The following is a 24,400-nucleotide window of genomic DNA, read 5'->3' on the forward strand; positions in this document are numbered from 1 at the left end:
GTTGGTGGCAGATGGTTGGTGCAGTTCATGGTTCATAGTTGATGGTTCATGGCAGCTGCAAAGACCTTTTTACTATGAACTATGAACCATAAACTAATTCCATGTCCAAAGTCAACATCAAATACGTCAACCACGAGATTACCGATAGTGATATCCTTTATGAGGATAATCATTTAATTGCGGTTAATAAACGCGCGGGGGATATTGTGCAGGTGGATGATACGGGTGATGAATCGCTGGATGATAAGGTAAAGAAATACATCGCCACAAAATATAATAAGCCCAACGGCGCTTTTTTAGGCGTGGTGCACCGGCTTGACAGGCCTGTGAGCGGCGTTATCCTGTTTGCAAAAACCAGCAAGGCTTTGGAGCGGATAAACGCCATGTTTAAAGGCCGTGAAATGCATAAAACCTATTATGCGGTTGTGCGTAACAGGCCGCAGCCAGAGGCCGGTAACCTGGTACACTGGCTGGTAAAAAATCCGCAGAAAAATGTTACCAAAGCACATGACCGGGAAGTGATTGGCAGTCAGCGGGCCGAACTAAACTATAAATTAGTAGCGGAGCTTAATGGTTATTATTTAATTGAAGTAGACCCGATAACTGGCCGGCCGCACCAGATCAGGGTACAGCTTTCAACGCTTGATTGCCCCATTGTTGGTGATAATAAGTATGGATACCCGAGGGGGAGCCTTCGCAAAAGTATTTGCCTGCATGCCCGTAAGCTGGAATTTATCCATCCTATAAAAAAAGAAGCTATCCGTATTATAGCCCCCGTACCCCATGATGGTTTTTGGGAGCGGTTTGAGGGCATGATGGTGGGGTAAGGCCTGGTTAATTTCAGGACTGGTAAATAAATTTTTAATTGTCTTGATTGTATCCATAGTGATTGAATGACGGAAGAACTTGACGAAATAAAAAATGTATTACTGAAACTTACGGGGATAGCCGGCAAGGACTTGTCAGTACTGGATAAATTATGTACGCTCAAACATTATAGTAAAAACGATTTTTTCCTCCGTTCAGGTACAACCCCGGTATATTCCGGATTTATTGTAAAAGGGGTATTCAGAGAATATTATACTGATAATAATGGCCGGGAGTTCAACAAAGCTTTTGGTTTTAAAGGTGACTTTACCGGTTCGTATTACGACCTCGCCCTGGGTAATCCTTCAACAGCCAGCATCCAGGCACTCACTGAAAGTTCGGTTTTAGTAATCCGTTATACTGAATACCAAAAGCTTCTGGCTACAGATTCTTTTTGGCTCAAGGTAGCTTATACATTAGCACATAATCTGCTGTTGAAAAAATTTGAGAAAGAATTTCAATTGCTTACACTCTCTGCTGCAGGACGTTACAATTTGCTTAAAAAACAGCATCCTGATCTGGAGCAATTAGTCCCGGCTTATCATATTGCCTCCTATTTAGGCATAACCCCAATTTCTTTAAGCCGCATCAGGGCACAAAAAAAGAATTGATTTCTTATCATATGATAAGAGATTTTGCTTTGTTATTCCTGAATTTTAGCCTGTTAAACTAAAATAAATAAAAAATTTATGACAGTACTAAAAACAACAGGAACATGGACGCTCACTATATTAATCGCACTTTTTTTTCTATTTGTGAGTTATAAAAAATTGACAGGAAATGAAATAACAGCCGGACATTTCCAGGAGTGGGGATATGCAAATTGGCTGCTCACTTTTATTGGTTGCCTGGAATTAACCGGGGCTATTCTTCTCTTATTTCCATTAACGGCAACAAGCGGTGCATTGTTGCTTTGTCTTATCATGGTAGGGGCGTCATACACTTTACTTAGCCATGAAGTATGGCGAACTTTGATAGTTACCTCCACCTGTCTTGTTCTCCTTATCCTTCTTGGTTATTTACGATGGAATCAAAGCTGGATGCTTCTGTTTTTAAAATGAACAGTTAAACACTAAAAAATCGTATTGCCTGGAAGGCAATTAAAAATTTGTCAATCCCTATGAGTTGACAAATTTCTATAGATAGTATTGAAGGTTCCTTTGGTTTGTCAATATAACCTCAAAGCTTTCTGTGGTATTAATAAACTTGCTTTAAGTTATAGCCCATGCTCTTTTAACACTTTACTAATATCCACCTGCCAGGTATATTGATCTGTATCAACAGTTATTCCCGCAGCATTGTGCTGGTTACTGAAGTAAAGCGTTTTTAAATCAGGCGACAACCGGGCTTCAACCCCAAACACTTTATCAGAAATTGCATGCCTCAGGTCAAGCGGCTCGCTCCAGCCAGCTGCTGTGCGGAAAACAATAAAAAGATCAGCCGTATGCGGCAAAGCAGGAGGACGTCCTGAAGAAAAGATCAAAAATGATTCATCAGGGGCAACAGCCGGATCAACATCACCATATTTGTCAACACTGAATGATGGGCGAACAGGAGTTTCAAACTTTCCGTTTTTAAATTGTGAGCGGCGGATATGGAACCGGCCTGATGTGTCCGGCAGCATAAAATAAACACTGCCATCGGCAGTAACAGCCGGGCTAAATATGGAACTGTTTTGGTTGATGGTTTTGGGCAATAACTCAGGGACGCCCCAGCCTTTTTTAGTCAGCTCAACTTTCCATAGGTTACCACCCCTGCCGGGATATGTTTGCCCACCCCAATTGCCTTCCAGCGTAGGCCCGCCCGCAATTTTGGGACGGCTTGATGCAAAAACCAAGTATTTGCCGTTTGGAGAAAATGCTGGCTCCAGGTTATGAAAATTGCCAGAGAAAGGCGCCACCACTGGCTCCGACCATTTGCCATTCTTGAAATAAGATGCCATAATGGTAATATCCTTTTTATCTGCCGACTGCCCAAAATAAACCGATTTACCATCAGGCGAAAAAGCCGGGGCTGCAGTACGGTTGGTAACACCCGGAATTACACCCGGTGTAAATAGTGTTGCATCGGTTTTGCCTGTGTCGGTTATGTTATAGGTTGATAACCCTGTAGCATGTGCATTAATTATATTAAGAAAGACAATAAATGTTGCACAAAGAAATGTTCTGATCTTTTTCATCGGGTAATAGTTAATTTGAAAGTTTTCTCAAACTAACTACCGGATATTTTCTGACTAGGAAAACTTATTTAAATAAGGTGGGGTTTATTTTTAATGGATGGGGATGATTGTTCAATTTAATATCACAGCCCTAACACCTTCTCCCAAATCCTTTCATCCACCAAAATACCCTCTTTCAAACTTTTCTCTCTTGTTTTTAATGTGTTTTCACCCGGGTAAGAGATGGAGCCACCTTCATGCTCAGGCCTGCTGGTTTTGGTATAGCTGATGATCTCTTCAATAACCTGTTCTGTATAAGTATTGCTTTCGGGCTTTATACAGATAAACACTTGTGCCACACCCGATTCTTTTTCACTTTGGGTGATCTTTGCTGTTGAGTTGCCCTGACTCAGCACAGTTGCTAAAAGATCGAGTACTAGTGAAAGACCCGAGCCTTTCCAGAAACCTACCGGTAATAAGCGTTTTGATTCCAGTATTTCTCCGGCATCGGTACTTAAGTTCCCTTCATCATCATAGCCACCGGGTAATGGCAGCTTTTCATTGTTGTTTTTATATTGATTTAACTTACCAACAGAATATTGGGAGATGGCCATATCCAGCACTACATGTCCGCCTTTCCGGGGAACAGCAATAACTAAAGGGTTGTTACCTAAACGTGGATCGATACCGCCCCAGGGAGGCAGGTTGGCTATGGTATTGGTAAAGCAAATGCCAATAAGCCCGGCTTCGGCGGCCTGCCAGCCATAAGCACCGGCCCGCATCCAGTGGTTGGTGTTTTTAATAGCCACACAGCCAATGCCATTTTCCTTTGCAAGTTCCATTGCGCGATCCATGCAAAAACGGGCATTTAATATGCCTGCACCCAAATTACCGTTCCACTGTTCCAATGATCCAAATGCACCTTCTTTTGTTGGTTCGGCATCCGGTTTCACCAAACCATCCTTTACGAACTCAATAAATACCGGGAACCGGTTTAATCCGTGTGTATAAACACCATCACGGCTGTTCTCCGCAAAAATAGTTGCACATAGGTTTGCCTTTTCCTCAGTAAAGTTTAAAGAAAGTAATACCCGTTTAAATTCGGATTGCAGTTTGTTAAATGGAATGCGCATTGGGGAGTTGAATAAGTTGATTGTGTTGAATATGTTGATTAAGTTAAAAAATTTAAAGAATCAATCATACAAACTTAATCCAACACAATCAACTTAATCTAACCTAATCAACTACAATTAAATCTGTTCAATTAATAATAATCCATGCCTAATACAGTTATACTAACTCCCGTGCTATTAATACAGCCGGAATTTTTATTTTTGCGGATATATTCCTGATGAAAAAAAGATATTTGTTGCTCTTATTGGTTTTAATTACAGGGTTTATAGTTAACTCCTGCAAAAAAACAGGCCAAAACCCTATAGAAACACTTTTTACAGGCGGCTACTGGCAGCTGGCATCCATAGAGATAACCCAATATACAGGCAATACGCAGATCTCTGATACTACTATAAATGAGACATGTTCGCAGGTTTTTACTTTTAAAACAGACTTTACCTGTACCTATGCAAATTTTAACTGCCAAACGCAGCCGTTAGCTGCCGGGAAATGGTCGCTTTCACCCAACAAACTTTTTTTAATTGCCGACATGGTTTGCGATAGTACAACCACCTTAGCCGTTAAACCATTTATAAATGCACAGATAATAAACCTGGGGCTGTATTCCATGGTGCTTAACACCGGTGATATTGCACCAAATTATTCCTTAACAAGGCCAAGAAAAATTGTTAAGTATGGATTTATAAGGCAAAAATCCGTAAGTACAAATTAGCGTTACTTCATAAATTTCCTTATAGGCAATTCAAATAATTAAAAATTTAAAAAGGGCTTAATTCCTATTTGAACGAACAATTATTGTGGTTAAAACGTTATCTTTGAGGTGTTGTAACTGCTGTGTCTGTAACAGAAATATTACCTTCGCCGATATTTAGGGGAAGTAAATTGTACAAACAGCAACATTACCATTAAAAAGCATATTATTTTAATGAAAAAAAGAATTGCCATTTTTGCTTCAGGATCGGGATCAAATGCTCAGAAAATTATGGAGCATTTTAAACGCAATGCCGAGGCCGAAGTTGTATTAGTGCTAACCAACAACCCCCAGGCTTACGTATTACAGCGATCTGACAATTTTGAGATCCCCTCGCACATTTTTACCCGGCATGAATTTTACGATTCTGACGATGTTATCAAACTATTAAAAAACCTGCAGGTTGATTTGATAGTGCTTGCCGGGTTTTTATGGTTGGTACCGGTGTCATTATTAAATGCGTTCCCCAATAAAATAATAAATCTGCACCCTGCTTTGCTGCCTAAGCATGGCGGTAAAGGTATGTACGGCGATCACGTACATAAAGCGGTGCTTGCCGCCAAAGACGAAGAATCAGGCATAACCATCCATTTTGTAAGCGACCAGTTTGACGAAGGCGAGATCATTCACCAGTCTAAATTTAAAATTGAGCCGGATGATAACCTGGAGGTTGTAAAGTTTAAAGGCCAGCAATTAGAGCATCAGCATCTTCCAAGAGTAATAGAGAGTTTGCTGAAGAAGATGAAAAGCTGAGGTTAGTGATTAGAGGCTGGAGATTAGAGATTAGGTGAAAGTTGAGCCTTTTTTCAACAAGAGACAACTGGGTTGCCGATCATATCACCGCCCTTACAATACTCATCCTTGCAGGTAATGGCAAGCGCACTTTAGTTCCCTCAAAATATAATTTTTCCGTTTCCTCTGTAGTTAAAAACGAAGCTTTACTAAATCCGCAATCCTTCAATTGTTTTAGTAGCTCTTCTGGTTCAAAATATGTTATCCATGGCTCGCCGGCGGCGGCAGATCTTTCTGCGGCTGTGGTTGCCCAGGCGTTGTCCCTGTTTTGCGAGGCGGTAAAAACAAATTCGCTTCCTGCCGGCAATCCACCCAAAAAACGGAAGATCTTATCGGCAGTGTCCCGGGTAAGGTAAATTAAAACACCAAGGCAAGCTGTGAAAACCGGCTCATCCAAATTTAGTTTACTTGCCCTGAATACATTAAACAGATCATCTGCTTCAAAATCTGTTGTAACAAACGAAAGGTTTTCCGGTAGCGTGATCCCTGCGTTGTTTAAGCGCTCAAGCTTATCTGCCTGGCTTGCCGGGTGATCAGCTTCGATAATGTTTATATTATGCGCCCAGTCTGGTTGACGATAAGCAAAAGTCTCTAACCCCGCTCCCAGGAAGAGGAGTTGTCTAACGCCATTTTGGTACGCTTCAGCTAAGCAGTCTTCTGTATAACGGCTCCTCAATAAAACATGCGTACGCAGCGCCATTGAAGCGCCTGAGAAAAAATGGTAATTAAAATCCCTTATATACTCTTCTGTCTCGGGGCCGAGCAGCTTTAAAATAACCGGATCTGTTAAAAGTTTATCGTCACCATCAACCAATTGATGAGCGGCTTTAAGCATAGCTGCGCCTACTGCCGTTGCACTTCCTGTTTCTTTCATTTTAAATAGATTGTTGAATTATTACACAAACGTTGCTTTTATCAAGTAGTCCGAACTCCTTTAAACCCCACGACTGTAATTTTACCGCTGGTAAGTTAGGATGAAACAGTTTTACATTTTTTCCTGTTAATTCAGTATGTAGCGTTTCAATATCATCTGTATCGAGCCTTATTTCGGGCCTGTCCTTTTTTGCATATTCATCATCTTCATGCAAAAACAGGGTTACGCCATCGCGGTCTACAATATAAAAAGGGTGTTCGCCGCCGGGCTCACTGTATTTAATCGTAAAGCCCAGGCAATCAATAAATAAATCGAGTCTAACTTTAATGTCAGAATAAAAGATCTTTGGGATTACTTTGTTCAGTTTCATTTTTGTTGTTTTTAATGATTGCTCAAAGTTCAATCCAAAAAATGAAATTCCGCTTTACAATTGTTAAGAAATGAAATCAGGCTCTGTTCCTGATCCTGCTTAGGGAAACGGGCGTAATGCCCAAATAAGAAGCAATATGCTGAAGGGGCACACGCCGGATAATTTCGGGGTTATTACGCAGCAGGTTATCATAGCGCTGTTTTGGCGTGTCCCTGAGATAAGAAAAGAAATGCCGCATAAATTCCGATTGTTTATCACCGGCTTTTTCAACCATGTAATTATACAGCGTAAAATCCTCTTTTATCGTCGCCATGTCGTTTTGACCAAGCCACCTTAAAGTTGTTGGCTCAATAGTTTCAATACTAAATGGGCTGGGAGAATTGTGCCGAAAGCTGTCAGATGAGTAAACAACATCACCTTCAAAAAAGAATTGAAAACTGATCTCTTTGCCATCATGAGAAAACCAGTTGCGTACACATCCCTTTTCAACCAGGTAAATTTTACGGCAAATATCACCCTCGTTTAAAAGTACCTGTCGTGCACCAGCCTCCTCATGTTTCCAGAGGTGTCCATATTTTTTCCAGGCGGACTTTATTTCGGGCGACGGAACAAATGGTTGGGCCATTTTTTAATATTTTGGTTTTTATATAAGATTGCTGAGAAAAAAATTGTTTATGTCTTTAAACTTACGAAGTTTTCAAAACTTCGTAAGTTTTTTGGTGTAAAAACCTATTGATAAAAAAGTTAAAAAAAACTAACCTTCGATCCGCATTCTCTAATCTCTAATTCCTACCTTTGCGGCTCAAAAAACATCCTGTAAATGAGCGAGTCAGTACAAATAAAGAATGCTTTAATTTCTGTTTACTACAAAGATAATTTAGAGCCAATAATTCATGAATTAAACCGCCTTGGCGTTAACATATATTCAACCGGCGGAACGGAAACTTTTATCCGCAATTTAGGCGTTAATGTAATACCTGTTGAGGATCTTACCTCATATCCGTCTATACTGGGCGGTCGTGTTAAAACGTTGCATCCTAAAGTATTCGGCGGTATTTTAGCCCGCAGAAATTTTGAAGGCGATGAGCAGCAACTGGCACAATTTGAAATACCCGAGATTGATTTAGTGATAGTTGATTTGTACCCGTTTGAAGAAACTGTAAAATCAAATGCGGAAGAAGATGAGATCATTGAAAAGATAGATATCGGCGGCATTTCTTTGATCCGTGCGGCAGCAAAAAACTTTAAGGATGTGGTAATAGTTGCATCAAAAGCAGACTACCCTGTGCTTGAAGATTTATTGAAAACTCAAAACGGTGCAACCACCATTGATCAGCGTCGTTCATTTGCCCACAAAGCATTTAATATTTCATCAAATTACGATACTGCTATTTTTAAATATTTTAACCAGGAAGACCCGCTTCCGGTATTTAAAGAAAGCATTCAAACCAGCCAGGTATTGCGCTATGGTGAGAACCCGCACCAGAAAGGTGTTTTTTACGGCGACCTGGACGCAATGTTCACCAAACTGAATGGCAAAGAGCTATCATACAACAACCTTGTTGATGTGGATGCTGCTGTTGCTTTGATTGATGAGTTTACCGAGCCTACCATTGCTATTTTAAAGCATACCAATGCATGTGGTATTGCGTCGCGCAATAACATTAAAGAGGCCTGGGTTGATGCTCTGGCATGCGACCCGGTATCTGCTTTTGGCGGTGTTATAATTGCCAATGACGAAATTGATGCGGCAACTGCCACCGAAATAGACAAGATATTTTACGAGGTGCTGATAGCCCCGGCTTATACCGATGAAGCTGTTGAAATACTAAAAGGCAAAAAGAACCGTATAATACTCATCCGCCAGGTAGTTGCGTTACCCACCAAGCTTTTTAAAACATTGCTTAATGGCGTAATTGAGCAAGATAAAGATGCGGTAATTGAGGGCCCGGAACAAATGACAGCAGTTACAAAAAGACAACCAACCGAACACGAAAAACACGACCTGTTTTTTGCTAATAAGGTAGTAAAACATACCAAATCAAACACCATTGTGTTTGCAAAAAACGGCCAGCTAATGGCAAGCGGCGTAGGGCAAACTTCAAGGGTTGATTCTTTAAGGCAAGCGGTTATTAAGGCTGAGGGTTTTGGTTTTGATTTGAAAGGGGCGGTTATGGCATCTGATGCTTTTTTTCCTTTTCCGGATTGTGTTGAGCTGGCTGCTGAGGCCGGAATTGTTGCTGTTTTGCAGCCCGGAGGCTCAATAAATGACAAGCTTTCCGTTGAAATGTGCGACCAGAAAAACATTTCGATGGTTACTACCGGCGTACGCCATTTTAAACATTAATAATAAAAAGAACTGACACGAATTGCACTAATTAAATGCGAATTGCACGAATTAAATAATATTAGCTAACTAACTCAGCGGTATAGATTAATTCGTTTTAATTAGCTTACATTCGTACAATTCGTGCTACTAAATATTTAATTTTGACGCTTATTTTTTAAATAATACCAAATGGGTCTATTTAATTTTTTTACACAAGAGATTGCTATTGATTTAGGTACCGCAAATACCCTCATAATACATAATGATAAAGTTGTAGTTGATGAACCATCAATTGTGGCTTTTGACCGTACAACCAACAAAGTAATTGCCATTGGTCGCCAGGCTATGCAGATGGAAGGCAAAACGCACGATAATATCCGTACCGTAAGGCCATTGAAAGATGGTGTAATTGCCGACTTTAATGCTGCTGAACACATGATTCGCGGGATGATAAAAATGATAAACCAGGGTAAAGGCTGGTTCTTCCCATCGTTACGAATGGTTATCTGTATCCCATCAGGTATTACCGAGGTTGAAAAACGTGCCGTACGTGACTCTGCGGAGATTGCAGGCGCTAAAGAAGTTTACCTGATCCATGAGCCAATGGCTGCCGCTGTAGGTATTGGGATTGACGTGGAAGAGCCGATGGGCAACATGATCATTGATATTGGCGGTGGCACTACTGAAATTGCAGTTATTGCCTTGTCAGGTATCGTTTGTGATCAGTCTATCCGCGTTGCGGGTGATAACTTCGACTCTGATATTGTACAATACATCCGTCGCCAGCATAACATCATGATTGGTGATCGTACCGCTGAGAAGATAAAAATTGAAGTTGGCGCTGCATTGCCTGAGCTTGCCGATCCGCCAACTGATTTTGCAGTACAAGGCCGCGACCTAATGACCGGCGTGCCAAAGCAGATCATGGTATCTTACTCTGAAATTGCGCATTGCCTGGATAAATCAATTTCTAAAATTGAAGAGGCGATCCTGAAGGCATTGGAGATCACCCCACCGGAGCTTTCGGCAGATATTTACCAAACCGGCATTTATTTAACCGGTGGCGGCGCTTTGCTGCGCGGCCTTGACAAACGTATCGCTGCAAAAACCAAACTGCCGGTTCACGTAGCCGAAGATCCATTGCGTGCCGTAGTACGCGGAACAGGTACCGCCCTTAAAAATATTGGTAATTTTAAATTTTTAATGCAATAGTGGTTAGAGATTAGTTAATTGGAGATTAGAGATTAGTTCTTTATGGTTGGATAAGCTTATGCTAAAATCAAGTAATTTTTAGGAGATTTAAACATGAACTCTTTTACTGATCTCGAAGTATGGAAAAAAGCAAGGGTATTGCGCAACAATATATCGGATCTGACTAAATCATTCTCTGCAGAAGAAAAATATCGATTAATCGATCAAGTAATTCGGTCTTCCAGGTCCATAGGAAATAACATAGCTGAAGGGCATGGAAGATTTCATTATGCTAATGCTGCAAAGTTTTTTATTAATGCACGCGGCTCCGCTGCGGAAGCTATTGATCATTTGATTATCGCCCTCGACAACAAATTCATCGATGAAAAAATATTTGAAACATTTAAGAACGATTGTGAAGAATGTATGAAAATGATAAATGGTTATATCAATTTTTTAAGAAAGCAAGCGGATGTTAAAGTCTGATCCATTAACTAATCTCTAATCTCCAATTAACTAATCTCTAACAAATGCGCAATCTCCTGATATTTATCACTAAGTATAACGCATTCTTTTTGTTCATTATTTTTGAAGTTTCTGCGCTGCTCATCTACATAAAATACAACTCTTTTCAAAAAGCTAGTTTTATTAATTCATCAAATGAAGTTACCGGGAACTTGTATGTCCGCATCAGTGAGTTTAAAAGCTACTTATCATTAAAGGATAATAATGATAGTCTTGCCAGGGAGAATGCCCGGCTGCGTAATCAGCTTAAATCATCTTTATATGCTGATACTTTAAATAAACATAAGGTTACTGATACCGTTTACAAGCAGCAGTATGAGTATATTGTAGCGCGGGTTATCAATAATTCAACCAACAGGGCAAATAACTATCTCACCATAAACCGGGGCAGTAAACAGGGAGTTTCTATAGGGATGGGGGTGATAAGTAATTCGGGGCTTGTAGGGAAAGTGGTTCTGGTATCTGACCATTTTTCGGTGATTCAGTCGCTACTGCATAAGGCTTCACAATTTAGTGCTATGCTGGCCAATAATAAGGAGATCGGTTCCATGCAATGGGGAGACAATCTTGATCCGCATATGGGTTTACTAAAGGATGTATCAAATAACGCAGTGCCAAAGGTTGGCGAAAAGGTGGTAACCTCCGGTTATTCGTTATTTCCGGTAGGTATCCCAATCGGTACCATCAGCAGCCTGAAAACTAAGGGTGGCGGCGTTTCCTTAAATATGGATGTAGCGCTTGCTGTTGATTTTACCAAGCTGCAATATGTGTATGTAATTGTCAATAAATTTGCCGCCGAGCAAACGGGACTGGAGGCTCAGCAAAAAAAGGATGAGTAAGAGCATTATAATCAATTTTCTGAGGTTTATCGTATTGGTGTTTATCCAGGTTTTTTTGTTGAAGAACATCAACGTCTACAATCTTTCCACACCTTATTTGTATATCCTGTTTATACTGTTGCTTCCTTTTGAGGTGCCGAACATTTTGCTTTTTGCGCTGGCGTTCATCCTGGGCATTACTATTGACGCATTTTATGATACACCTGGCCTGCATGCAGCAGCTTGTATTGTGCTTGCCTTTGTACGGATTTTATTCATCAGCATAACTGTTCAAAAGGATGGTTTTGATAACGAGCCCGAACCTACATTAAGCATAATGGGTTTCAGGTGGTTCTTAACCTATTCTATTGTGCTCACCCTTGTTCATCACTTTTTCCTCTTCAACCTCGAAGCTTTTAGCCTTTCACAAATTGAATTTACAATAAGCCGCATTTTATTGAGTTCATTATTTACCGTGTTTTTAATGTTAATTTCGGGTTTATTATTTTTCAAGAGGAAAGAGCGTAAATGAACAGTTTTTTTGAGCGGCGCTACATTATAGCCGGAATTTTTATAACCATAATTATTATACTGCTGGCCCGGCTGTTCTATATCCAGATCGTTGACCCTAAATATGCCATTTACGCAGGTAAAAATGTTTTAAGGCAAACCATAGTATATCCGGCCCGCGGCCCTATCTTAGATCGTAACGGGAAGATCCTTGTGCAAAATGAGCCATTTTACGATATCATGATAGCACCCCGGGAGGTTAAGCCATTTGATACCGTAGAATTTTGCAAGCTTTTGGGAATTGACAGGGATGGTTTTAATAAACGCTGGATAAAAGCATGGAAATACTCACCTGTGCTTAAATCAGTTTTTGAAAAACAACTTACGGCGCAAACCTATGCTTCGGTATCTGAACGGCTTTCTGAATTTCCCGGCTTTTCAGCTATAACCAGGTACCTGCGAAACTACCCTGATTCGGTTGCAGCGCAATTCCTGGGGTATATCGGCGAGGTACAGGATAATGATATTAAACGTTCAAACGGTTATTATCACCCCGGCGACTTTATTGGCGTAACGGGCGTTGAAAAATCATACGAGAACGTGTTGCGTGGTCAGCGGGGCGTTAATAACCAAATGGTTGATTCGCGCGGTACACTGAAAGGGAAATTTGCCAACGGACTGTACGATACTGCAGCAGTACCAGGCCAGCGTTTAACCTCATCATTGGAGTTGAACATCCAAAAGCTTGGCGAAAGGCTGATGCAAAATAAGGTGGGCAGTATTGTTGCTATTGAGCCATCAACCGGCGAAATACTTTGCTATGTAAGCAGCCCTACCTACAACCCAAACCTGATGGTTGGCCGTGAACGCGGAAACAATGCCGCAAAAATGTACGCCGATGTTTATAACCCGTTTTTTATAAGGCCAGTACAAGCTAAATATCCGCCGGGCTCATCTTTTAAACCACTAAGTGCGTTGATTGCCTTACAGGAAGGGATCATTACGCCTCAAACTACATATTATTGCCCGGGTTATTACCAGGCAGGTAACAGGAGGGTGAAATGTAATAACGGGGAGGCACACGGTTTGGTGAACATGAGCAGCGCAGTGGCGGAATCATGTAACGGGTATTTTTCAATGGTTTTTCAAAAGATCATTGATCATAATGGTATCAAACAAACAGAAGCAAGTTATACCAACTGGCGCAATAATGTGAAGAAATTTGGGTTAGGTAACCGGCTTGACCTTGACGTGCCCGGTGAGAGCAGGGGCAACGTACCCACCCCGTTATATTACGATAATATTTATAGAAAAGGAGGATGGCGCTCAAGCACCATCATTCCGCTTGCTATTGGCCAGGGCGAACTGCTCGCCACACCTTTGCAAATGGCCAACCTGGAGTGCACCATTGCAAATCACGGCTATTACTACAAGCCGCATTTGGTAAAGGCTATTGGGGTGCAAAATGTTATCAAGAAAGAATACACCGTAAGAAATTATGTAGGGATAGATTCAGGGTATTTTGAACCGGTTATAAACGGGATGCAGGCGGTGGTTGAACATGGTACGGGTAATCATTCAAAAATCCCCGGCATTATCATGTGCGGAAAAACAGGGACCGCGCAAAACCCTGGTGGCGAGGCGCACTCGGTATTCGTAGCATTTGCGCCAAGGGAAAATCCTAAAATTGCCATTGCTGTGGTAGTTGAGAACTCAGGTGAAGGCGCCCACTGGGCAGCTCCTATAGCCAGCTTTATAGTTGAAAAATATTTAAAGGGAAGCATCTCTCAGCGTGAATCGGGGATAACTGTTGAGTATTTTGCCAATGCCAACCGGCTGCCTGATTCAGCGCTTTATTATAGCCGTTTCAGAAAAAAGGTACTGCCAAAAGATACCGCTAAAAAACTAAAGGCAGATTCATTGAAGAAACCTGTCAAAGGCTTAAAAGGTGCATCCCGTCAAAACAAAAAAGATTCGTCAACCAGGCTTTTAGCCGTTTTACCGAAGGGGAAAGATGATAAATAACCAGCGCAGCTTCTTTTTTAATGTTGATTGGGTTACAGTATTTATATTCCTGGCCCTTTGCACCATTGGCTGGTTTAATATTCATGCCGCAGTGTTTGATGAGCGCTACCCCAGCATTATTGATGCGCATACCAATTATGGCAAGCAGTTTACATTTATTGTAGTTTCGGTAATAGTTGGTGGGGTTATATTACTGCTGGAAAGTCGGTTTATTACAGCATTGGCGCCGGCATTTTACATAATAACATTACTATTGCTGGCCATTGTTTTGGTGGTGGGAAGAAATGTAGGCGGTAACCAGGCCTGGATAAATATTGGCGGCGGCTTTAGGCTACAGCCTTCGGAGTTTGCGAAATTCTCCACTTGTTTATTGCTGGCCCGTTATTTAAGCGGTCCCAATATCCGCGTTACCGAGCCAAAAGCATTCGCCATAGCGGCGGCAATTATTGGCCTGCCAATGTTCCTGATAATGATGCAACCCGATATGGGTTCTACCCTGGTGTTTTTATCAATGGTCTTTGTGTTGTACCGTGAGGGGCTTTCGCCTTACTTTTTGATAATAGGAGCGTTGTTCATAGCCTTGTTTGTAACTTCAATTTTGTTTCCGCCACTTTTGGTGATAGGGGTTATTGTTGTGATAACGCTGGCCGTTATTGGTTTATTAAGGCGTAATAAAAAGGTGGTTTACACCATGCTTACCGGCCTGGCGATTTGTGTTGTATTTGTGTTTAGCGTTAAATTTATATACAACAACGTTTTAAAGCCGCATCAAAAGGTAAGAATTGATATTATATTAGGCATCAAGAGCGATTTGAGAGGAAAGGGTTATAACCTTAATCAATCAAAAATTGCTATTGGTTCCGGTAAAATGTGGGGGAAGGGTTATTTAAAAGGCACACAAACCAAGTATTCATTTGTACCCGAGCAAAGTACCGATTTTATCTTTTGTACCGTAGGTGAGGAGTGGGGTTTTGCCGGCTCATTAACTGTGATAGGGCTTTATTTATTCCTGGTGCTGCGCCTTATCCTGATAGCCGAACGACAGCGATCGCCATTCTCCCGAATTTATGGCTATGGGGTAGCTTCGGTTATATTCTTTCACGTAATGATCAATATCGGGATGACCATTGGGCTGGTCCCCGTAATAGGCATCCCCTTGCCATTTATCAGTTACGGTGGGTCATCGTTACTAAGCTTTACAATATTGTTGTTTGTACTCCTTAAACTTGATTCAAACAGGATGGGGATTGTTTAGCTGAAAGCTAAAAGACCAAAGCATAAAGCTTTTACCTTTCAGCTTTATGCTTTAATCAAGCGTATCTTCTCTTCAACAACGCATAAAACTTATCGGCAGTAGCCTGTTTACCTTCCCAATTATTTTTGGTTACGTAATTGGTTTTTAGAAAGCGCTGGGCTTCTTCAAACGTATTGAAGCGGTTCAGTATCTCTATAGCTTCGCTGTAGGCAAGGTTATAACCATTAAACAGGTCTTTTACATAAAGCAGCTTATCGTTCAAAGTTATAGCCAGCTTAATATCACTGATGGGCTTTATACTTAACTGATCACTCTTTGAGGCGGCTTTATCCCCCTGCTGCGAGGACATCTTTTGATTCCGGGTAACAACCTCCGCTTCTTCCTCTTTAACAGGCGCTGTACTTGTTGGTTCTTCTTCAGTTTTACCGCTACCTGGCTGTGCTTCCCCTGGCTTTACTTCTTCAATAGTTGTTTCTTCTGCTTTCTCCGCCTTTGGCAAGGTATCAGCTTCTTCAGCTATTACAGGTATTTCAGCTTCCTCTTTTTTAGCGTTATCTTCCTTTTTTTCTTCAACCGCCACTTCTCCATCTTCATCATCCTCCCAGGTTTCGGCTTCATCCAAAACTAATTCATGCCTTATGGTTTCAGGTTCCTCCCGTATAAATGAATAGGTATCTTCAGGTACTTGCGAAGTAAAATCAAACTGTGGTGTAATATGTTCCTCTGGCTGTTTTGTCTCATTTGCAGGTTTTTCTTCCTGTGTTTCCGGTTCGGGCTGCTTGTTTGTAACTTCAACCTCAACAGGTTTTACGGTGACCCTGGATGGTTTTAGCCCCCTTAAATCAACACCGGGTTTCATTTGCTGAACAACCGGCTCAAAGAATTTTTGCTGGTAAGTAGTTTCCGTTTTTTCAATAACGGGTCGTCTAGGTTTATTTTGCAGGTTCAGCTTGCTTAATACTTCAATATGATCTGTTAAAAAATGGGCGTTGGCAACAAAAAGTTCAAGTTCCAGGTCATTCAAATTATCTGATACTGTTTCCAGGTATTCATATTGTTCACTCAGCTCCTGTATAATGCCACCTATCTTTTTAAATACTTCCTTTTGCTTCATGGATCAATGTTGGGAAAATGCCAATCAAAAATAAGATTAAATTCTGATATTTGGGGCGTTAAGCAGAAAGACTAAAGCTAAAAGCAGAAAGATCTAAGCAAAATACCAAAGTAAAAAGTAAGTGCTTTGAGCTTTTTGCTTTCGGCTTTTAGCATCATCCACAAATTATTAAAATCAGCGATTAAGTGTTTATTGAAGATGTGTTTAAGCGAAGAAATGAATTGGGCGGAAGTATCGAGGTGGTTTGCGGCTCCATGTTTTCGGGTAAAACGGAGGAACTGATCCGCCGCCTTAACCGGGCCAAAATAGCCAGGTTAAAGGTAGAGATCTTTAGTCCGAAGGCAGATACCCGGTATGAGGAGAATGCGCTTGTTTCGCACAGCTCAATCTCCATTCCTTCAACCCCGGTAGAGAATGCATCATCCATTTTATTGCTGGGCAGCGATGTGCATGTGATAGGCATTGATGAAGCCCAGTTTTTTGATGCGGAATTGCCTGATGTATGTAACATACTTGCCAACAAGGGGGTGCGGGTAATTGTTGCCGGTTTGGATATGGATTTTAAAGGCCGCCCTTTTGGCCCGATGCCCGCCATAATGGCCATGGCAGAATCAGTGACAAAGCTGCATGCCGTATGCGTTAGATGCGGTAGTCCTGCCTTATATTCATACCGGTTGGTGCCCGATGAAAACAAGATAATGCTGGGCGAAAAAGAAAGCTATGAGCCCAGGTGCCGGATTTGCTATAATGATCCGGAGCTTAAATAGCTGTTCTGTATCGCCCGGGAGTGATACAGGTGATACAAGAAAAAGTTTATCCTTACACCGTTACACGTTACAGAATATCCCCCAAAAAAATAAAATCATCAACCTAAAACAAAACCTATCCTCCTGATTGTTATATAGTAACAAAGGAGCTTGAAAGGTTATGGCCAAAAAGGTAATGGTTATTGAAGATGATAAAGACATTAGGGATACCATTGTTTATATACTGGAAGAGCAGGAGTATGAAGTGATCTCATCAGGCGACTCCAAAATTCTGAGGAATGTAAATGATCATAAGCCCGACCTGATCCTGATGGATAACTGGTTAACCGAATGGAAAAGCGATGCCTCCGGACAACAACTGAGCAAGGAACTAAAAACAAACCCCAAAACAAAGCATATCCCGGTCATCATTATTTCGGCGGTGAGCAATATAAAACAGATTGCCGAAGACGGACTTGCCGACTCGTACCTTAAAAAACCATTTGATATGGATGCGCTGGTAGACATGGTGAAGAAGTTTGTTTCTTGAAGAGGTTGTTGTTGTTGAAAGGTTTTAAGGGTTGTAGTTGTTGTAAAAGTTGTAATTGTTGAAAACCAATATAAATTAATCACTACGCCCCTTGACTTCTATAATACTTATAACCTGGTTAAGTTGTAATTATTGAAAACTGATATAAATTAACTACTACAACCTTTGCGACTTTTGTAACCTTTACAACTTTTTTAATAAAAAAACTTACCTTTAAGCACCAATTTTAACAGAAAAGATAAATGAAAATCAGGAATTTGTACTTATTGCTTGCCTGCCTTTTGCTGGCAGGTGCTATTTCATGCTCAAAAACACCTTCAACTGGCAAAGGTTCCGGGAACGTTCCCGATCCTAATCCGACAGCAAAGGATGTACCGGCAGGAGCCGGTGATGGGGTTACTTTTATTAACGGTGGTAAGTCGGCCATTTTTAATTTGTATGCGCCTAATAAAAAGTCAGTGACCCTAATCGGCGATTTCAACAATTGGACAACCACGGATACTAAATATGCCATGACCAACTCTATCGATGGCAGCCGCTGGTGGATCCAGGTAGATAACCTTGACCCTAATACTGAATATGCTTACCAGTATTACGTTGATAATTCGTTTAAGATAGGTGACCCTTATTGCGAAAAGGTGCTTGACCCGGATAATGACAAATATATTGATGCATCCATTTATCCAAACCTGAAAGCATATCCGATAGGTAAAACTACCGGGATTGTAAGCGTAATGCAGCCTGTTCAACCGGCATACAGCTGGACAACTACCACCTTTACCCGTCCTGATCCTAAAAACATGGTGGTATATGAACTGCTTGTACGCGATTTTGTAAAAACCCACAGCTATAAAACTATAAAAGATACCCTGAATTATATTGCCCGCCTTGGTGTTAACGCCATTGAGCTGATGCCGGTAAGTGAGTTTGAAGGCAACGATTCATGGGGATATAACCCCAATTATTACTTTGCGCCTGATAAATATTACGGTACAAAAAACGACCTGAAAGCGCTTATTGACGCCTGCCACTCCAAAGGCATTGCCGTAATACAGGATATTGTGCTTAACCACTCGTTTGGTTCATCGCCAATGGTACAGTTGTATTCGAGCGGGGGAGTACCGGCAAATAATCCATGGTATAACACAACGCCTACACACCCTTACAATGTGGGCTACCAGTTTAACCACGAAAGCGCGGTAACCAAATACTTTGTTAAAAATGTGCTGAAATTCTGGATGACTGAATATAAAATTGATGGGTTCCGTTTTGACCTTGCCAAAGGCTTTACCCAAACCAACAGCGGTAGCGATGTTGCCGCCTGGGGTAATTATGATGCCAGCCGGGTTGCCATCTGGAAGGATTATAATAACTATATAAAAAGCATCGACCCCAAATTTTACGTAATACTGGAATACTTTGCAGGTAACCAGGAAGAAAATGAACTTGCTAATGAAGGCATGATGACCTGGACAAACCTGAGCACCCCGGCAGAGCAGGCTTTAATGAGCTATAACGATGCCGGCGGATCATGGGATATCTCGGGCTTGTTTTATGATGGTTACGGTTTTACAAACCCATATGCATTGGTGGCATATTTTGAAAGTCATGATGAAGAACGCCTTCAATTTAAAAATGGCATGTATGGCAATGTGAACGGCAGCTACAGTGTTAAAGATCTGGCAACAGGTTTAGCGCGTGATGAAATGGGCGCAGCCTTTATGTTCTCATCGCCTGGCCCTAAAATGCTTTGGCAATTTGGTGAGCGCGGCTATGACATCAGCATAAATGATGGCGGGCGTCTTGGCGATAAGGACCCTCATTGGGAATATATGAACGATGCCAATCGCAGGCATTTATTTAAAGTTTATTCACAGATGATTAAGTGGAAAATAAACAACCCGGTATTTACCAGCACCACTTTTAAATACAGCTTAAACGGCGCAGTAAAAACCATCCAGATGACGGACGCATCAAACACTATTGAAGTGGTGGGGAACTTTGGCGTGGCTACAAATACGGCTGCCATAACTTTCCCGGCAACGGGTACTTGGACAGACAACTTTACCGGCGCCACCATTAATGTAACTTCGTTAGCTTATAATATGACACTTGCACCGGGTGAGTACCATTTATACAGCAAAACAGCGCTGCATTAATAAAAAACTAAACAATGGGAGTTTACAGCCGGGTGCTTATTCAATTGAGTAACATCCGGCTTTTTGTTACCCGGTGGTGATATCGCGCGCAGAGTTTACTCACCCGGTCGACGCTTCGCTGGACCTCCCTCTCCTCGCTGGTGCGTAAAGAGGGAAAAAAAGAAATATTTTTTACCTTACGACATGCCAACTATAATTGAAGTATGCCGTGAATTAAGGCAACGGGAAACTCCTGCTGAAAAAGTTTTATGGTACAATCTCAGGAACAGGAAACTATTCAAGCATAAATTTTTAAGGCAATACCCAATTTACGTCGAATCGGCATTTGGTAAAAAGTTATATTATATTCTGGATTTTTATTGTCATAAAGTCCGGCTCGTAATTGAAGCCGATGGGCCAATTCATCAATTTAAAAGAGAATACGACAAAAATCGGGAAGAAGTGTTAATTGCATTGGGTTTGCGAATACTCAGGTTTGATAATCTACAAATACTTAACGAAACACAAAAAGTATTAAATACTATAAAAGAGAATTTAGTTGTTTGAAAAAGTATTTTCCTTTCCCTCTTTACCGCTTGCGGAAGAGAGGGAAGTTCCAGCGAAGCGTCGACCGGGTGAGTAAACTATGGAAGCGACGTTAACGCTAATGCAATTATTTGGCCTTCCATTTTGCCAATTCAGTTTTAACCTTTTGAATGGTATGAAATGGACCATCCTCCGCTTTTTTTATCATTTCTTCAAATTCCTTTTGAGACATGGCGTCCCCCGGAATTGCATAATTGATTTTTTCTGACTTGACTTTACCCATATTCAAATTTACATTTTTTTTCAAAAATAATTCCCTCTTCCTTTTTTAAAATGAAGAAGATTCTTCATTCCTAATGATTTCTTCCTGCTAATCATACTTCCCACCATGGACTATTGACCATCAACCATGGACCATGCCTCCTCCTTGCTAAAATCCCGCTACAACCTGCCAATTTATAGTTACTAAACTTCTCTTAACCCGCCTATTTTTATCGTGCGTTAAATTGTCCTATCTTTCACCTGTAAAACTTAATCCTGTAGCCAAATGTTCTGTAAAAAACTGTCCGCAAGTTTCAAAGGTTTATTAAAGCCCGTTATCATCTGTTTTCTTTTTTTGGGTTCGATTGACAAGCTGTCAGCACAAGCAATCCCGGCAAAATCACCTTTGTATGAACAAGCCAGTGAAGTATCAGGATTAATCATTCAATACGGACAGGATATGAATGCCATCCGCGATTTTTATTCGCCCTATACCGCTATTGACGGCTACGAAAATCAATCGGTACAAACCTCGCCCGAAGAACGGAAGCGTTTAACAGAGATTGGCAACGATTATCTTGAAAAACTAAAGCAAACCGATTTTGAAAGCATGAGCATTTACGGCAAGGTAGATTATACCCTGCTAAAAAAACAGATCACCTTTGACCTTGGCGCTATAAAGCTTGATGAGGACGAATACAATAAAATAACCACCTACATTCCTTTTGCAGATGAGATTTACCAGCTTGAAAAGAAACGCCGCCGTGGGATCTCCATGGACGGACAGGAAGTTGCCCTGCAGCTTAACAATATTTTAAAGGCGGTAAAAGCATCGCAAACATCGTTTGATGCAGTTAAGTCATTAGATATGCCTCTTGCCCGGAAGGGGAAAGCGGCTGTGCTTGGTTTAAAAAGTCGCCTTAAAAGCTTTTATGATTTTTACATAGGTTATGACCCTGCCTTTACCTGGTGGGCGCCAAAGCCCTATCAAAAGCTTGATACTGCGCTAAACAAATACGCCACCCTGATAATGGATAAAGGCAAAATAAATACCACCCAAAAGCCAGATAGCAGCGGCATAAAAGGGGTACCCGTTGGGCATGATGAATTGCTGCGCCAGCTAAAGGCCGAAATGATCCCTTACTCGCCCGAAGAGCTGATAAAGCTGGCCAACAAAGAGTTTGCTTTTTGCGATAAGGAAATGCTGAAGGCAAGCAACGAAATGGGCTTTGGCGATGACTGGCACAAGGCCCTGGAGAAAGTGAAGAACAGCTATGTACCCGCAGGCAAACAACCCGAAGAGATCCTGAAACTATATAACGATGCGCTTACTTTTATAAAAGGACATGATCTGATATCCATACCACCGCTTGCCGAAGAAACCTGGGGAATGACGATGATGACACCTGAGCGGCAGCTGGTTAACCCTTTCTTTTTGGGTGGCAGCGAAATCATCATCAGCTACCCAACCAATACGATGGACGAGGCTGATAAGCTGATGAGCATGCGGGGTAACAATCCTTACTTCTCCCGCGGTACCGTGCAACATGAGCTATTGCCAGGCCATAACCTGCAATACTTTATGAACAGTCGCTATAAACCGTACCGTAATATGTTTTATACCCCATTTTGGATTGAAGGGTGGAGTTTATACTGGGAATTGCTGCTATATGATCAGGGCTTTGCCAAAACACCTGAGGAGCGTATAGGGATGCTGTTTTGGCGCATGCACCGCTGCGCACGCATCATCTTCTCACTAAACTACCACCTCGGCAACTGGACACCGCAGCAATGTATAGACTTCCTTGTTGACCGTGTAGGCCATGAACGCGCCAATGCCGAGGGTGAAGTACGGCGGTCGTTTACAGGTGGGTATAGTCCGCTTTACCAGGTGGCCTACTTAACTGGTGGCCTGCAGCTAATGAGCCTTAAACGTGAGCTGGTTGACGGCGGCAAAATGACCTATAAACAATTTCATGATGCTGTAATGAAAGAAAACGCCATGCCTATTGAAATGGTGCGCGCCACCTTAACAAACCAGGCATTAACCCGTGATTTTACAACACAGTGGAAGTTTTATGATTTTGGTAAATAGAGATTAGAGACTGGAGGTTAGAGATTAGGTTTTGTTTGGCGGTAAGTTGTCTGAACCATGATTTACTTGATTTAAGGATTGGCTTGATGAATTGCCACCAGATAAGATCAGGTAATCCTTAAATCAAGTGAATCATGGTTCAAAATGATATTATCATATTGGGCAATACAGTAATACAGAACAACTGAAGCGCCGCCGAAGCATCGTTGTAGAGAACAAAGCAACCTCAACCTTTAATCTCAAAAAACCGCGTTGAAATAGTTTTAACAAATAATCCTATTTTTATCCAACTAATTAAACCACATGAAACGCTTACATCTTACAGCCTTAGTTGCTGTATTTACTATTACTGCTGCTGCAGCACAGCAAAATCAGCCAAAAAAAGCTGATACAGTTTTCTTTGAAGATTTTAATCAAAAAGCCCTCGACCGTACAAAATGGAATGTTGAGGTTACGGGCAATACCGTTAATGATGAGCAACAAGCTTATGTAGATTCGGCCTCGACCATTTATTTATTAAACAACGCAGGTTCAGATGGGGCAAAGAATGTCATGGTGCTTAAAGCTGTTTATCATCCGGGTTATATAAGTAATAAAAATAAAAAGTATGATTTCCTTTCGGGCCGGATAAACACGCAGCATAAAATGGAGTTTACTTATGGTACTGCATCTGCCCGCATGAAAATGGCCGCCGGAGCAGGTTTATGGCCTGCATTTTGGGCTTTAGGTAACGGCAAATGGCCCGATTGTGGCGAAATTGATATGATGGAAACCGTTGGCGACAGCAGCTGGACAAGCAATGCTTTACATGGTCCGGGTTATTTTGGTAATACCCCTTTAGCTTACCGGGCCTTTTTTCCGGCAGGTACCGATGTTACCCAATGGCATGTGTACTCGGTTGATTGGACGCACGATAGCCTGGTATTTAAAGTGGATGGCAAGGTAACTTACAATGTAACCCGCGCCATGGTTGAAAAGTATGGCCGCTGGGCTTATGACAACCCTAAGTTCATCATCCTGAATTTTGCTGTGGGCGGTGGTTACCCCGCTGGTGTAAACAAAGTAAAAGCACCGTATTTTGGGATCTCGGATACTACAGTTAACAAGATAAAGGCCGGTCAGGCAAAAGTGGTTGTAGACTGGGTTCTGGTTACCAAAACAGCTAACTAAAACTTACTGCTGATATAAATAACAAAGCCTCCTGAAATTACTGGAGGCTTTGTTGTTATTTAATATTAATAATTACGATAGTGGTGATCATTATCGTCGTGACCATGGTCATGATCTCCTTCATGATGCTCGTGACGCTGACGGTACTCTACCGAACAGCTTGTGAGGGTAGCTGATGCCA

The 24,400-nt window shown here is 41.5% G+C and carries 25 protein-coding genes; 18 read left to right on the top strand and 7 right to left on the bottom strand.

The window, feature by feature from the left end; all coding sequences use genetic code 11:
* Positions 1–101: 101 nt before the first annotated feature.
* The 3 genes from BUE31_RS17810 (at position 102) to BUE31_RS17820 (ending at position 1,928) form a co-directional block, all read left to right on the top strand.
* Entirely contained in the window at positions 102–827 is a 726-nt protein-coding gene (locus tag BUE31_RS17810; protein ID WP_073405190.1) for an RluA family pseudouridine synthase, read from the top strand.
* Positions 828–893: 66 nt separating this feature from the next.
* Complete coding sequence (locus BUE31_RS17815) at positions 894–1,478, top strand: Crp/Fnr family transcriptional regulator (RefSeq protein WP_073405191.1); 585 nt, start codon at positions 894–896, stop codon at positions 1,476–1,478.
* A gap of 78 nt (positions 1,479–1,556) precedes the next feature.
* The gene (locus BUE31_RS17820) at positions 1,557–1,928 is read left to right on the top strand and encodes a DoxX family protein (protein ID WP_073405192.1); all 372 of its coding nucleotides are present in this window, start codon (positions 1,557–1,559) and stop codon (positions 1,926–1,928) included.
* Between the two features lie 155 nt (positions 1,929–2,083).
* Here BUE31_RS17820 and BUE31_RS17825 read toward each other — a convergent pair whose 3' ends face one another.
* Together BUE31_RS17825 and yiaK are read right to left on the bottom strand one after the other, a co-directional pair.
* Complete coding sequence (locus tag BUE31_RS17825) at positions 2,084–3,046, bottom strand: TolB family protein (protein WP_073405193.1); 963 nt, start codon at positions 3,044–3,046, stop codon at positions 2,084–2,086.
* Positions 3,047–3,168: 122 nt separating this feature from the next.
* A complete protein-coding gene (yiaK, locus tag BUE31_RS17830) occupies positions 3,169–4,158 on the bottom strand; it encodes a 3-dehydro-L-gulonate 2-dehydrogenase (RefSeq protein ID WP_073405194.1) in 990 nt (329 codons plus the stop codon).
* Positions 4,159–4,376: 218 nt separating this feature from the next.
* Here yiaK and BUE31_RS17835 point away from each other — a divergent pair, with 218 nt between their 5' ends.
* Complete coding sequence (locus tag BUE31_RS17835) at positions 4,377–4,871, top strand: hypothetical protein (RefSeq protein ID WP_073405195.1); 495 nt, start codon at positions 4,377–4,379, stop codon at positions 4,869–4,871.
* A 213-nt stretch (positions 4,872–5,084) separates the two neighbouring features.
* Entirely contained in the window at positions 5,085–5,663 is a 579-nt protein-coding gene (gene purN / locus BUE31_RS17840; RefSeq protein WP_073405196.1) for a phosphoribosylglycinamide formyltransferase, read from the top strand.
* 79 nt (positions 5,664–5,742) lie between these two features.
* Here the strand turns inward: purN and BUE31_RS17845 are convergent, their stop codons facing one another.
* The 3 genes from BUE31_RS17845 to BUE31_RS17855 form a co-directional block, all read right to left on the bottom strand.
* Positions 5,743–6,576: a class I SAM-dependent methyltransferase gene (locus tag BUE31_RS17845; RefSeq protein WP_073405197.1), complete on the bottom strand. Its 834-nt coding sequence runs from the start codon at positions 6,574–6,576 to the stop codon at positions 5,743–5,745.
* Between the two features lies 1 nt (position 6,577).
* Positions 6,578–6,946 carry a glyoxalase superfamily protein gene (locus tag BUE31_RS17850; protein WP_073405198.1) on the bottom strand — a complete coding sequence of 123 codons (369 nt, stop codon included), beginning with the start codon at positions 6,944–6,946 and terminating at the stop codon, positions 6,578–6,580.
* A 76-nt stretch (positions 6,947–7,022) separates the two neighbouring features.
* Entirely contained in the window at positions 7,023–7,571 is a 549-nt protein-coding gene (locus BUE31_RS17855) for a Crp/Fnr family transcriptional regulator (RefSeq protein WP_073405199.1), read from the bottom strand.
* A gap of 195 nt (positions 7,572–7,766) precedes the next feature.
* On the opposite strand from BUE31_RS17855, the gene purH reads away from it, so the two are divergent.
* From purH to rodA, 7 genes are all read left to right on the top strand, one after another.
* On the top strand, positions 7,767–9,293 hold the full coding sequence (purH, locus tag BUE31_RS17860; protein WP_073405200.1) for a bifunctional phosphoribosylaminoimidazolecarboxamide formyltransferase/IMP cyclohydrolase: 1,527 nt from the start codon (positions 7,767–7,769) through the stop codon (positions 9,291–9,293).
* A 171-nt stretch (positions 9,294–9,464) separates the two neighbouring features.
* The gene (locus tag BUE31_RS17865) at positions 9,465–10,487 is read left to right on the top strand and encodes a rod shape-determining protein (protein ID WP_073405201.1); all 1,023 of its coding nucleotides are present in this window, start codon (positions 9,465–9,467) and stop codon (positions 10,485–10,487) included.
* A gap of 93 nt (positions 10,488–10,580) precedes the next feature.
* Entirely contained in the window at positions 10,581–10,952 is a 372-nt protein-coding gene (locus tag BUE31_RS17870) for a four helix bundle protein (RefSeq protein ID WP_073405202.1), read from the top strand.
* Positions 10,953–10,996: 44 nt separating this feature from the next.
* Positions 10,997–11,830 carry a rod shape-determining protein MreC gene (gene mreC, locus BUE31_RS17875; protein ID WP_073405203.1) on the top strand — a complete coding sequence of 278 codons (834 nt, stop codon included), beginning with the start codon at positions 10,997–10,999 and terminating at the stop codon, positions 11,828–11,830.
* Positions 11,823–12,341: a rod shape-determining protein MreD gene (locus tag BUE31_RS17880; RefSeq protein WP_073405204.1), complete on the top strand. Its 519-nt coding sequence runs from the start codon at positions 11,823–11,825 to the stop codon at positions 12,339–12,341. The genes mreC and BUE31_RS17880 overlap by 8 nt, the downstream gene beginning before the upstream one ends.
* Positions 12,338–14,344: a penicillin-binding protein 2 gene (gene mrdA / locus BUE31_RS17885; protein WP_073405205.1), complete on the top strand. Its 2,007-nt coding sequence runs from the start codon at positions 12,338–12,340 to the stop codon at positions 14,342–14,344. Before BUE31_RS17880 ends, mrdA begins: the two co-directional genes overlap by 4 nt.
* Positions 14,337–15,599: a rod shape-determining protein RodA gene (gene rodA, locus BUE31_RS17890; protein ID WP_073405546.1), complete on the top strand. Its 1,263-nt coding sequence runs from the start codon at positions 14,337–14,339 to the stop codon at positions 15,597–15,599. Before mrdA ends, rodA begins: the two co-directional genes overlap by 8 nt.
* A gap of 55 nt (positions 15,600–15,654) precedes the next feature.
* Here the strand turns inward: rodA and BUE31_RS17895 are convergent, their stop codons facing one another.
* Positions 15,655–16,713, bottom strand: coding sequence for a hypothetical protein (locus tag BUE31_RS17895; RefSeq protein WP_073405206.1), 1,059 nt, complete (start codon positions 16,711–16,713; stop codon positions 15,655–15,657).
* A gap of 185 nt (positions 16,714–16,898) precedes the next feature.
* On the opposite strand from BUE31_RS17895, the gene BUE31_RS17900 reads away from it, so the two are divergent.
* The 4 genes from BUE31_RS17900 to BUE31_RS31700 all read left to right on the top strand — a co-directional run bounded on the left by BUE31_RS17900 (position 16,899) and on the right by BUE31_RS31700 (position 20,714).
* Positions 16,899–17,480, top strand: coding sequence for a thymidine kinase (locus tag BUE31_RS17900; RefSeq protein ID WP_073405207.1), 582 nt, complete (start codon positions 16,899–16,901; stop codon positions 17,478–17,480).
* A gap of 160 nt (positions 17,481–17,640) precedes the next feature.
* Positions 17,641–18,009 (top strand): response regulator, encoded by a 369-nt coding sequence (locus BUE31_RS17905; RefSeq protein ID WP_073405208.1) that lies wholly within the window; start codon positions 17,641–17,643, stop codon positions 18,007–18,009.
* Positions 18,010–18,251: 242 nt separating this feature from the next.
* Positions 18,252–20,168, top strand: a complete 1,917-nt coding sequence (locus tag BUE31_RS17910) for an alpha-amylase family glycosyl hydrolase (RefSeq protein ID WP_083620072.1) — start codon at positions 18,252–18,254, stop codon at positions 20,166–20,168.
* 183 nt (positions 20,169–20,351) lie between these two features.
* Positions 20,352–20,714 carry an endonuclease domain-containing protein gene (locus tag BUE31_RS31700; RefSeq protein WP_073405209.1) on the top strand — a complete coding sequence of 121 codons (363 nt, stop codon included), beginning with the start codon at positions 20,352–20,354 and terminating at the stop codon, positions 20,712–20,714.
* A 106-nt stretch (positions 20,715–20,820) separates the two neighbouring features.
* On the opposite strand, the gene BUE31_RS30750 is transcribed toward BUE31_RS31700, so the two are convergent.
* Positions 20,821–21,000, bottom strand: a complete 180-nt coding sequence (locus tag BUE31_RS30750) for a hypothetical protein (protein ID WP_143167170.1) — start codon at positions 20,998–21,000, stop codon at positions 20,821–20,823.
* A 240-nt stretch (positions 21,001–21,240) separates the two neighbouring features.
* Between BUE31_RS30750 and BUE31_RS17920 the strand changes: the two genes are divergently transcribed.
* On the top strand, positions 21,241–23,049 hold the full coding sequence (locus tag BUE31_RS17920) for a DUF885 family protein (RefSeq protein ID WP_073405210.1): 1,809 nt from the start codon (positions 21,241–21,243) through the stop codon (positions 23,047–23,049).
* Positions 23,050–23,352: 303 nt separating this feature from the next.
* Positions 23,353–24,219: a glycoside hydrolase family 16 protein gene (locus BUE31_RS17925; protein ID WP_073405211.1), complete on the top strand. Its 867-nt coding sequence runs from the start codon at positions 23,353–23,355 to the stop codon at positions 24,217–24,219.
* Positions 24,220–24,400 lie beyond the last annotated feature (181 nt).

It is taken from the genome of Mucilaginibacter sp. OK098 (assembly GCF_900142915.1).
Taxonomy (GTDB): domain Bacteria; phylum Bacteroidota; class Bacteroidia; order Sphingobacteriales; family Sphingobacteriaceae; genus Mucilaginibacter.